The sequence below is a fragment of the Streptomyces sp. NPDC097981 genome, assembly GCF_040302565.1.
In the GTDB taxonomy this organism is placed as follows: Bacteria; Actinomycetota; Actinomycetes; order Streptomycetales; family Streptomycetaceae; genus Streptomyces.
Genome location: NZ_JBEORW010000049.1, coordinates 51,605 through 62,433, shown reverse-complemented (window position 1 = coordinate 62,433; position 10,829 = coordinate 51,605). Strand labels below are relative to the sequence as shown.

Below are 10,829 nucleotides of genomic sequence, written 5' to 3'. Positions count from 1 at the left end.
CAGTCAAGGGTGGCCGAAGGCCATCGCGAAGCGACGCGACGAAGGAGCGCCCTTGACGGCCCGGACCGAACCGGAAGGACAGTGGACTGGCGGGAAGCCCCCGGACACCCCACCGACCCCGAGTACACGAACCCCGACCCCAACCCCCCGCCCGGCCCTCCCGACACCGCATCGGCGGACCCTGGCCTCTGACGTCCTGGTTCACACCACCGACACCGCATCGACAAACCCCGCCCGCGGCGCCGTCGCCCCTGCCCCCCGGGGCGACACACCACGCCCGCCCTCGCCGCCCCCGCCGCTCAGTGCGTCGGCAGTCTGGTCGCTTCCTCGGCCAGGGCGGCCAGAATCGGGGCGATCAGGGGGTGGGATTCCGCGCCGCGGCGGGTTGCCGCGAAGACCCTTCGGGTGGGCGCCGAGCCCGAAACCGGGCGGACCTGGACCTCCTTGAGGTCCATGCCCCGCAGCGCCGAGCGCGGGACCAGGGCCACCCCCGCCCCGGCTCCCACCAGTGCCGTCACGGCCCGGAAGTCGTCCGAGGAGTGCACGAACCGGGGCTGGAAGCCCGCCAGTTCGCAGGCGAGCAGGGTCACGTCGTGGCACGGGTTTCCGGGATACTGCCCCACCCAGTCCGAGTCGGAGAGGTCCGCCAGCGAGACCTCGGGGAGGTCGGCGAGGGGGTGTCCTGAGGGGAGCACCGCATCGAACGGTTCCGCGTACAGCGGGAGCACCGAGAGGCGGCCGTCGTCGGCACCCGGGGCGCCGCGGTACTCGACCGCCAGCGCGAGGTCGGCCTCGCCGTCGAGCAGCAGTGGCAGGCTCTGGTCGCCTTCCGCGTCGCGGACGCGCAGGCGAAGGCCCGGGTGCTCCCGGGCCAGGCGGGCGATCGCCGGGGCGAGGACCTCGGCGATGCCGGTCGCGAAGGCGGCCACCGTCACCTCCCCCGCCGCGCCGCCGGCGTAGGCCGCGAGTTCGGCTTCGGCGCGCTCCAGCTGGGCGAGGACTTCGTGGGCGTGCCCGAGCAGGATCTCGCCGGCCGCGGTCAGCCGTACGCCCCGGCCGCTGCGGGTGAGCAGCACGTGCCCGGTCTCCTGCTCCAGTGCCGCGAGTTGCTGGGAGACGGCGGAGGGGGTGAGGTACAGGGCTGCGGCCGCGGCGGTCACCGTACGGTGGTCCGCCACGGCCCGCAGAATGCGCAGCCGGCGGGGGTCGATCACCCCACCATTCTCGCAGGTGAAGCAGGCTGCCCGGGCCGCCCGGCCCACGTCAGCCGGCCCACGTCAGCCGCCCCCGTCAGCCGGACGCCCCGGCCGGGCGGGCCTGCCGTCCGGCCGGGGCGTCCGGGCCCGTCAGGCCCCGGAGGCCGTGAGCGCGGACCGGGCGTCGACGAAGGCGGCGACCGCGCGCTCCACGTCGGCCGTGGAGTGGGCGGCCGAGAGCTGGACGCGGATCCGCGCCGCGCCCATCGGGACGACCGGGTAGGAGAAGCCGATCACGTACACGCCGCGCTCCAGCAGCAGCTCCGCCATCTTCGCGGCCTCCGCCGCGTCGCCGATCATCACCGGGGCGATGGCGTGGTCGCCGGGGAGGATCTCGAAGCCGGCCTCGGTCATCTTCGTGCGGAAGAGGGAGGTGTTGGCGGCGAGCTGCTCGCGCAGGTCACCGGCCGACTCCAACAGGTCCAGGACCTTCAGGGAGGCCGCGGCGATGACCGGGGCGAGGGAGTTGGAGAAGAGGTACGGGCGCGAGCGCTGGCGCAGCAGCTCGACGATCTCGGTGCGGGCCGCGACGTAGCCGCCGGAGGCGCCGCCGAGGGCCTTGCCGAGGGTGCCGGTGATGATGTCGACGCGGTCCATGACCCCGTGCAGCTCCGGCGTGCCGCGGCCGCCGGGGCCGACGAAGCCGACGGCGTGCGAGTCGTCGACCATGACCATGGCGTCGTAGCGCTCGGCGAGGTCGCAGATCTCGCCGAGCGGGGCGACGTAGCCGTCCATGGAGAAGACGCCGTCGGTGACGATCAGCTTGCGGCGGGCACCGCCCTCGGTGGCCTCCTTCAGGCGGGCTTCGAGCTCGGTCATGTCGCGGTTGGCGTAGCGGAAGCGGCGGGCCTTGGACAGCCGGATGCCGTCGATGATCGAGGCGTGGTTGAGTGCGTCGGAGATCACCGCGTCCTCGGCGCCGAGGAGGGTCTCGAAGACGCCGCCGTTGGCGTCGAAGCAGGAGGAGTAGAGAATCGTGTCCTCCTGGCCGAGGAACGAGGACAGCCGCGCCTCAAGCTCCTTGTGCACCTCCTGGGTACCGCAGATGAAGCGGACCGAGGCCATGCCGTAGCCCCAGCGGTCGAGCGCGTCCTTGGCGGCGGCGACCACCTCGGGGTGGTCGGCGAGGCCCAGGTAGTTGTTGGCGCAGAAGTTGAGGACCTCACCGGGGGCGCCGCCGGCGGTCACCGCGACGGCCGCGCTCTGCGGGGTGCCGATGACACGCTCCGGCTTGTGCAGGCCTGCGGCGCGGATCTCGTCGAGGGTGGTGCGCAGGTCCTTGCGGACGGTCTCGAACATCGTGCGGTGCTCGCTTTCTCCTGGTGCGGCGGTGGCAGAGGAAGGAGGGGGCCGGGCCCCGCGGAGGGGGAGGGTGGGCGGGGCCCGGCCGGAGGGAAATGGTCTGTGGAACGAGGGGCTGTTACGCCGTCCAGTCCAGAATGATCTTGCCGCTGCGGGCGGTGGCCGCCTCGTCGAACGCGGCGTCGAAGTCGCGGTGCGAGTAGCGGCCGGTGATGACGGGGCTGAGGTCGAGCCCGCCCTCCAGCAGCACTGTCATCGCGTACCAGGTCTCGAACATCTCGCGGCCGTAGATGCCCTTGATCGTGATCATCGAGGTGACGACCTTCGCCCAGTCGACCGGGAACTCCTGCGCGGGCAGGCCCAGCATGGCGATCCGGCCGCCGTGCGTCATGTTGTCGATCATGTCGCGCATCGCCTCGCCACGGCCGGACATCTCCAGGCCGATGTCGAAGCCCTCGCGCAGGCCCAGCTGTGCCTGTGCGTCGGCGATCGTCGCCTTCGAGACGTCGAGCGCGAGCGTCGCGCCGGCCTTGCGGGCGATCTCAAGGCGCTCGGGGCTGACGTCGGTGATGACGACGTTGCGTGCACCGGCGTGCTTGGCCACGGCCGCCGCCATGATCCCGATCGGGCCGGCGCCGGTGATCAGCACGTCCTCGCCGACCAGCGGGAACGACAGCGCCGTGTGCACCGCGTTGCCGAACGGGTCGAAGATCGCCGCCACGTCCAGGTCGACTGCGGTCCGGTGCACCCACACGTTCTGCGCGGGCAGGACGACGTACTCGGCGAAGGCGCCGTCGCGGCCGACGCCGAGGCCGACCGTGCTGCGGCACAGGTGGCGGCGCCCGGCCAGGCAGTTGCGGCACTTGCCGCACACCAGGTGGCCCTCGCCGCTGACCAGCGCGCCGATCTCGATGTCGCGGACGTCAGCGCCGAGCGCGGCGACCTCGCCCACGAACTCGTGGCCGAGTACGAGCGGGGTCTTGACCGCGCCCTGCGCCCAGCCGTCCCAGGAGCGGATGTGCAGGTCCGTGCCGCAGATGCCGGTGCGCAGCACCTTGATCAGCACGTCGCCGGGGCCGTACTCGGGCTCGGGGACGTCCATGAGCCACAGCCCGGGCTCGGCCTTGTGCTTGACGAGTGCCTTCATGGGGGTGGCTCCAGGCATACGGAGGGGACGTTGCAACCACGGGGGCGGGTGCGACGTATCGACAGGCACCAATCTGCCGAGAGCGGAGGTGATCAGTCCATCGAGGATTTCTTAAGCGGGTCGACAGCCCAGCTTCACGCCTATGCTCCTCCCGTGAAGGGCTGTGGCCTGGGCAGGGGCCCCGGCCGGGGCAGGGAATGGGGAGGTGAGGGGCGTGCCGAGTCTGCGCAGCAGAGCGCTGTCGGTCGCGCTGATCGCGGCGGGGCGGCGAAGACGGTTCGCGAGTGCCGAGGCGGTGCGCGCACAGGTGGCCGAGTCGGCCCGCCGGCCGGCGTCGCACCTGCCGCCGCGCTCCCTGGGCCGGGTTGCCGAGGTCTCCCGCACCTTCGTCGGTGCCTGGCCGGTGTACGACGCCTCACCGCGCACGGCGGAGCCCGCGGCCCAGGTGCTGTACGTGCACGGCGGCGGGTACATCAGCGAGCTGGTCCGGCTGCACTGGTCGATGATCCGGACCCTGGTCACGGAGGCGCAGGCCCGCGTCGTCGTACCGGCGTACATACTGGCCCCGCGCGGGACCGCCGACCGGACGGTTCCGGTAGCCGCGGACCTGCTCAGCGGTCTGATTGCGAGCGGCGGAGCGGGCGGCACCGTGCTCATCGGGGACGCCGCGGGAGCCGGGCTGGCACTGGCCGCCGCCCAGCGGCTGCGCGACCGCACCGGGGTGCAGCCGTCGCGGATCGTGCTGATTTCGCCCTGGCTGGACCTGACCATGAGCCATCCGGACCAGGCGGCCCTGGAGGCGGCCGACCCGGTGCAGGCCCGGCCGGGGCTGCTGGAGGCCGGCCGGCTGTACGCGGGCACGCTGGCCACGGACGACCCCCGGGTGAGCCCCTTGCACGGCACCTTCGCGGGGCTGGCGCCGCTGACGGTGTTCACCGGTACCCGGGACGTGCTGACCACCGACAGCCGGGAGCTGTTGCGGCGGGCCCGTGCGGACGGGGTCGACGTGGAGTTCCACGAGGAGCCGGGGCTGCCGCACGGGTACCCGCTGCTGCCGGTGCCGGAGGGGCGGGCGGCCCGGGACCGGATCGTGGAGCTGATCAGGTCCGCCGCCGACGAGTGACGGCCGGCCGTACACCCGTCGGCGCCGGCGCCGGCGGGTGTACGGCCGGCCCGGCCGGTGGGCGGGCCGTCATGCCGTGCAGGTCATCAGCGAGCTGATCGGCCAGGCGCGGTAGGCGGTCCAGTACTCCTCGTCGCGGACGCCGTCGGCGGGCGGCGTCCGGTTCGGCTGCCAGCCGACCGTGGAGAAGCCGGCCTCGACGGCGGCCTCGGCGAAGTCGGCATGCGCCCATTCACGGAACTCGAAGTCCACCGAGGGCTGGGTCAGGAACTGCGCCTTCAGCAGTGGGGCATCGCCTTCGTGGATGCGGTCGACGATCCGGACCCCGTACGGCGACCAGTCGACGTTCGGGTACGCCCCGGCGTTGGGCACGATGGCGAGGAGGCGGCCGCCGTCGCGCAGGTTGGCGCGGATGGAGCGGAACATGGCGTGCAGGGCGGACCGGTCGGTGGCGGAGTTGAACAGGTAGACGGCGGTGGCCAGGTCGAAGGGGCCCATCTGCGGCAGCCTGGCCGCGTCGGCGACCACGTACTCGATGGACGCGGCATCGGCGGACGGGGCTTTGCCGGTGTCCGCCTCGTCGGCGGCCGCCCCGGTGGTCCCGGTGGCTGACCCCGCGCCGGAGCCTGCCGTGCCCGCCCCACGTGCCGCGCCCGCCGAGCGGTCCGCGCCGTCCGCGCCGTCCGCGCCGTCCGCGCCGGTCACCCCGTGCGCGCGGGCCAGCCGGATCACCTCCTCGGAGCTGTCCACCCCGACGGCCCGCCGGGCCCCGCCACGGGCCAGCAGTCGTGTGTTGTAGCCGTATCCGCAGGCCAGGTCGAGGGTGTCGAGTCCGTGCACCCCGCCGAGCGCGTCGAGCGCCCCGAGCAGGGTGTGGGTGTCGGCCGCCGAGAAGGCCGGCGTGGTCTTCGACTCCACGAAGCGCTCGCCGATGCTGTCGTACTGGAACCGCATGCTCAGCCTTCCGTGGCGGGGTGGGACGCGTCCGTATGGTGCCCCGGAGCGTGGCTCGGCAGGACGCGTGCGGCATCCGGTCCCCCGGACGGGGGAGGCGTTCGGGTCAGTCCGTACGGCGTACGGGGCGACTGGCGCCCGCGGGGAGCAGTTCGCGGGCGCAGCCGCGCAGCCAGGCGTGGGCCGGGTCGGCGTCGTGGCGCGGGTGCCAGGCGATGCCGAAGGGCAGGGTCGGCAGGTCGAGCGGCACCTCGAAGGCCTCCAGACCCAGCTCGGCGGCGAGCGGCCCGGCCGACGAGGCGATCAGGCCGACGAGGTCGCTCTCGCGCAGGACGAACAGGGAGGCGGGGTAGGAGCCGACGCTGCCCACCACCCGCCGGGACAGGCCCTGTTCGGCGAGGGCCGCGTCCACCGGCCCCTCCAGCCGGCCGCGCCGGGAGACGATGAGGTGCTCGGCGGCGGCGAACCGGCGCGGGGTGATCCGGCCGCGCAGCAGCGGGTGGCCGGCCCGTGCGACGCCCAGCATGTGCTCGTCGAAGAGGTGCTCGACGCGCACTTCGGGGGAAGGGCTGTCCACGACGCCGAGTTCGAGGTCGGCGACACCTTCGCGCAGTGCCGGGACGTCGACGTGGCTCTCCGACAGGAAGCGCAGCCGTACGCCGGGGGCTTCCCTGGCCACCCGGGAGAACAGGGTGGCCCCGCTGGTGGCGACGAAGGCGTCGTGCGCCAGCACGGTGAAGGTGCGGGTGAGGGTGGGCAGGTCGACCTGTCCTCCGGTCAGGAAGAGTGCCCGGGCCCGTTCCACGACGGCCCGGACCTCGCCGTGGACGGCGAGGGCGTGCGGGGTCGGCACCATGGTCCGTCCGGCGCGTACCAGCAAGGGATCGCCGAGGGCCTTGCGGATCCGGCCGAGGGTCCGGCTCATGGCGGGCTCGGACAGGTGCAGTCGGGCGGCCGCGCGGGACACGCTCGACTCCTCCAGGAGCACGTCCAGGGCGACGAGGAGGTTGAGGTCCAGTCCGGATTGCGTCACACGCATTCATCCCTTGCAAAGCTTGCACTGGAAAGCAGGTCATGCCGACTCTACGGTGAGGGACGGGGGATGACCGGCCGGCCTCCTCTCCCCCACACCCCTTCACCGTCACCGACTCCGAGGAGGAGCCGTGCTCCGCCATGCCCACGAGCAGAACGCCGCGGAACCCGCCGCCGCACCGGGCGCCGCAGATCCGGCCGCACCGGCGCCCGCCGGCCTGACCCGGCCCGTGCTGCTCGTCCTGTGTGCCTGCGTGCTCGTCGCGCAGGCCATGGTCGCCGCCGTCAACCTGCTGATCCCGCAGCTCGCCGCGTCCGAACTGCACCCGACCCAGGGCGGGCTGGTGTGGGCGGTCGACGCCTACGTCATCGTCTTCGCCGCACTGCTGATCCCGGCCGGCGCGCTCGGCGACCGGTACGGGCGCAAGGGCGCCCTGCTGGCCGGGCTCGGGCTCTTCGCCGCGGGCGCGGCGGTCAGCGCGCTGGCCGCGACCCCGGCGGTGCTCATCGCCGGCCGCGGCCTGTGCGGGGCCGGTGCGGCCCTGATCATGCCCGCCACCATGTCCGTCCTGGTCCACCTGAGCCCGCCCGAGCGCCGCGGCCAGGCGCTGGCGACCTGGACGCTGGCCGCCGGCCTCGGGGGCCTGGCGGGCAACGTCGGGGGCGGCCTGGCCGGGGAGTACCTGACCTGGCGGGCCCTGTTCTGGGCGGTCGTCCCGCTCGGCGCGCTGCTCGCGCTCACCATCGCCCGTACGGTCCCCCGCACCCCGGCCCGGTCCGACGCCTCCGTCGACCCCTTGGGCGCGCTACTGCTCGCCGGGACGCTCCTCGCGGTCGTCTACGGGATCATCGAGGGGCCCTCGTACGGCTGGACCTCGTCGGCGGTGCTGACCGCCTTCGGCGCCGGCATCGCCCTGCTCGCCGTCTTCACCGGCCATGCGCTGCGTGCGGCCCGCCCGCTGCTGGACCCGCGGATCTTCGCCTCGCGCAGGCTGCGCGCCGGGGCGCTCGGCATCGGCGCCGCCTTCTTCGCGCTCTTCTCCCTCTTCTTCGTCAACGCCCAGTACCTCCAGTACGCGAAGGGCTTCTCGCCCGCCCGGACGGGGCTGGCGATCATCCCGCTCACCGTCGGCATGGCCCTCGTGCCGAAGCTGGGCGCCCGGCTGGCGGAGCGGACCGGTCCGCGCCTCCCGGTCGGCGCCGGGCTGGGCCTGATCGGGGCCGGGCTGCTGCTGGTCTCCACCGCCGACGCGCACACCCCGTACGCCGTGTACGCCTGCTACCTGCTGGTGCTGTCGGTCGGGACGGGCCTGTGCGCGCCTTCGCTGACCCTGACCGTGGTCGCGGAGCTGCCCGCGCACCAGGCGGGGCTGGGGTCCGGGCTGAACACCGCGGCCCGGGAGATCGGCGCCGCGCTGGGGGTGGCGGTGACGGGCACGGTGCTGGCCTCCCGGTTCCAGGGCGATCCGCGGGATCCGGCGCAGGTCGGTGCCTTCACGGACGCGATGGGTGCCGCGCTCGCCACGGTGGCCGCGGTGCTGGTGCTGGCGGCGGTCGCGGTGGTGGTCGGCTACCGGGGCGCCGGGGGCGCGGCCGGGACGCGGGCCACGGCGGCCGGAAAGCGGCGCGCTGACGCCGCGCGCTGACGCCGGAACGCCGGAACGCCGGAACCACCGGACTCCGAAAGCGCCGGACGCTGGGATGCAGCGTCCGGCGTTTTGGGCGCATGCTGACTGTGTGACGGCGAGAGCGGACAGCGGCCCCGCCGGCGACGCCACGGCCCGGGTACTCGCACGGGCCTCCGTCGATGCGGTGCAGGCCGTCGGCGGGTTTGCGGGTGGGGTGTACCTGCGCTCCGGCGCCGAAGGACCGCTGCTGCTGGCCGTGGTCACGGGGCTGCCCGGACGGCTGTTCCGCCCGTGGTGGCGGATGCACGTGAACCGCCCGTACCCGGTCGCCGAGGCCTACCGCTCCGGACAGTCGGTGCACCTGCCCGACGCGGAGGCGGCCATGCAGCGCTTCCCGCAGATGATGGCCGGGCTGCCGTTCCCGTTCGGCTCGCTGTACGAACCCGTCATCACCGGTACGGAGCGGTTCGGGGTGCTGTTCGTCCTGCGCCCCGCGACCCCGGGGGCCGCGGTCGGCGCCGCCGACCGGGAGCGGCTGCGCGTCGCCGCGGACGGGCTGGCCGAGGCACTCGCCGCGCTCACGACGGCCGGGGATCCGGTGCTCTGGAAGGGCGATCCGGTGTGCGTACCGCCGCCGGCCACGGCGCAGGGCGCGCGCGAGGCCGTGGAGCGGCTCACGCTGGCGCTGCTCTCCGTGGACCGGGAGGGCAGGATCCGGTACGTCAACCATGCCGCCGCGGGCCTGCTGGGGCTGGGCGCGGCGGAGCTGCGCGGTCGGGTGGTGTGGGAGGCGGTGCCCTGGCTCGGGCAGCCCGCGTACGAGGAGCACTTCCGCGGTGTGTTCATGTCCGGGGAGCCGATGCGCTTCCAGGCCCGGCGCGGCCGGCAGCCGCACCGGGACTGGGTGACGGTGGACCTGTACCCGGGCCCGGACGGGGTGACCGTGACGATCGGCGCGGCCGAGCCGCCCGCCTACGCGCCCGGGGCGGTGGTCCGGCCGGGCACGGGCCCGGGGTCGCCGGCCGACCGGGCCTCGGCGCTGTACCGGCCGGTGGCCCTCGCGATCGCGCTGACGGAGGCGGTCACGGCCCGCCAGGTGTCGGCGGTGGTCACCCAGGAGCTGCTGCCCGCATTCGGCGGCCGCCAGCTGGCGATCTACCTGCTCAACGAGCGGCATCTGCATCTGGCGTGGGAGACGGGGTTCCCGCAGGGCTTCCTGGACCGGTTCGACGGGGTGGCGCTCGATGTCCGGCTGCCGGGCGTGGAGACGCTGACCACGGGCCGGCCGATGTTCTTCGAGTCGATGGAGCGCCTGGCCGCCGCCTATCCGGGAATCCCGCTGGACGCCCACATAGGGGCCCGCGCGTTCCTGCCGCTGATCGCGTCGGGCCGGCCGGTGGGCTCGTGCATCCTCGGCTTCGACGTGGCGCGCGGGTTCAGCCCGGAGGAGCGCACGGTGCTGACCGCGCTGGCCGGGCTGATCGCGCAGGCCCTGGAGCGGGCGCAGCGCTACGACTCCGAGGCGGCGATGGCCCGCGGGCTGCAGGCGGCGCTGTTGCCGCACCGGCTGCCAGTGCGGCAGCACGTGGACACGGTGGGCCGCTATCTGCCCGGCACGCAGGGCATGGACGTGGGCGGCGACTGGTACGACGTCGTCGAGACGACCGACTGCCTGCTGGCCCTGGTGATCGGGGACGTCCAGGGGCACGGGGTGGCGGCGGCCGCGACGATGGGCCAACTGCGCAGCGCGGTCCGCGCCTTCGCCATCGCCGGCAGTTCGCCGGACGAGGTGGTGGCGGGCACCAACCGGCTGCTGATCGACCTCGACCCCGGCCAGTTCGCCAGCTGCTGCTACGTGCTGCTCGATCCGGTGTCGGGCCGGGCGCGGGCCGTCCGGGCCGGGCACCCGCAGCCGCTGCTGCGCCACGCTGACGGGCGGGCCGAGGTGCTCGACCTGCCGGGCGGGGTGGTCCTCGGCATCGACGCCGGCGCGACGTATCCGGTGACGCAGCTGAGGCTGGCGGAGGGCTCGGTGCTCGCCCTGTACACGGACGGGCTGGTCGAGGAGGCGGGCGCGGACATCGACGTCGGGGTGGAGCGGCTGCGGGCGGCGCTGGCTGCGGCCCCGCCGTCGCCGCTGACGGAGATGGCCGACCGGCTGGTCGGCGAGGCGGGTGATTCCGCGGACCGGCCGGACGACATCGCCCTGCTGCTGGCCGCGCGGACGAAGGGCCCGGCGGCCGTTTCGAGCGCATAGCTCCGAGGGGCCTTGGGCGTCCACTCCTTGGGCAGGTGGTGTCGTCCCGGGCACATGTCGGCAAAGCGGAAGAAAATTTGCCCGCGCTGCGCTGCGGTTCCCGCACCCCGACTCTGTGCAGCGTTTACGC

General features: G+C 74.2%; 8 protein-coding genes. 3 read left to right on the top strand and 5 right to left on the bottom strand.

The window, feature by feature from the left end; genetic code table 11:
* Positions 1-299 precede the first annotated feature (299 nt).
* From ABTY04_RS33825 to tdh, 3 genes are all read right to left on the bottom strand, one after another.
* The gene (locus tag ABTY04_RS33825; RefSeq protein WP_352217268.1) at positions 300-1,214 is read right to left on the bottom strand and encodes a LysR family transcriptional regulator; all 915 of its coding nucleotides are present in this window, start codon (positions 1,212-1,214) and stop codon (positions 300-302) included.
* 132 nt (positions 1,215-1,346) lie between these two features.
* The gene (locus ABTY04_RS33820) at positions 1,347-2,555 is read right to left on the bottom strand and encodes a glycine C-acetyltransferase (protein WP_352217267.1); all 1,209 of its coding nucleotides are present in this window, start codon (positions 2,553-2,555) and stop codon (positions 1,347-1,349) included.
* Positions 2,556-2,676: 121 nt separating this feature from the next.
* Positions 2,677-3,705, bottom strand: a complete 1,029-nt coding sequence (gene tdh, locus ABTY04_RS33815; RefSeq protein ID WP_352217266.1) for an L-threonine 3-dehydrogenase — start codon at positions 3,703-3,705, stop codon at positions 2,677-2,679.
* A 214-nt stretch (positions 3,706-3,919) separates the two neighbouring features.
* On the opposite strand from tdh, the gene ABTY04_RS33810 reads away from it, so the two are divergent.
* Positions 3,920-4,828, top strand: coding sequence for an alpha/beta hydrolase fold domain-containing protein (locus ABTY04_RS33810; protein WP_352217265.1), 909 nt, complete (start codon positions 3,920-3,922; stop codon positions 4,826-4,828).
* 69 nt (positions 4,829-4,897) lie between these two features.
* Here the strand turns inward: ABTY04_RS33810 and ABTY04_RS33805 are convergent, their stop codons facing one another.
* Positions 4,898-5,782, bottom strand: a complete 885-nt coding sequence (locus tag ABTY04_RS33805) for a class I SAM-dependent methyltransferase (protein ID WP_352217264.1) — start codon at positions 5,780-5,782, stop codon at positions 4,898-4,900.
* Positions 5,783-5,888: 106 nt separating this feature from the next.
* On the bottom strand, positions 5,889-6,821 hold the full coding sequence (locus ABTY04_RS33800) for a LysR family transcriptional regulator (protein ID WP_352217263.1): 933 nt from the start codon (positions 6,819-6,821) through the stop codon (positions 5,889-5,891).
* A gap of 211 nt (positions 6,822-7,032) precedes the next feature.
* On the opposite strand from ABTY04_RS33800, the gene ABTY04_RS33795 reads away from it, so the two are divergent.
* Both ABTY04_RS33795 and ABTY04_RS33790 read left to right on the top strand, forming a co-directional pair.
* Complete coding sequence (locus ABTY04_RS33795; protein ID WP_502996772.1) at positions 7,033-8,460, top strand: MFS transporter; 1,428 nt, start codon at positions 7,033-7,035, stop codon at positions 8,458-8,460.
* 91 nt (positions 8,461-8,551) lie between these two features.
* Complete coding sequence (locus tag ABTY04_RS33790; RefSeq protein ID WP_502996771.1) at positions 8,552-10,699, top strand: SpoIIE family protein phosphatase; 2,148 nt, start codon at positions 8,552-8,554, stop codon at positions 10,697-10,699.
* The last annotated feature ends 130 nt before the right edge of the window (positions 10,700-10,829 follow it).

Bases quoted from the DNA above. Each gene is read 5' to 3' on its own strand.
- ABTY04_RS33805 (WP_352217264.1), bottom strand. From the start codon at position 5,782: ATGCGGTTCCAGTACGACAGCATCGGCGAGCGCTTCGTGGAGTCGAAG.
- ABTY04_RS33800 (WP_352217263.1), bottom strand. From the start codon at position 6,821: ATGCGTGTGACGCAATCCGGACTGGACCTCAACCTCCTCGTCGCCCTG.
- ABTY04_RS33820 (WP_352217267.1), bottom strand. From the start codon at position 2,555: ATGTTCGAGACCGTCCGCAAGGACCTGCGCACCACCCTCGACGAGATC.
- tdh (WP_352217266.1), bottom strand. From the start codon at position 3,705: ATGAAGGCACTCGTCAAGCACAAGGCCGAGCCCGGGCTGTGGCTCATG.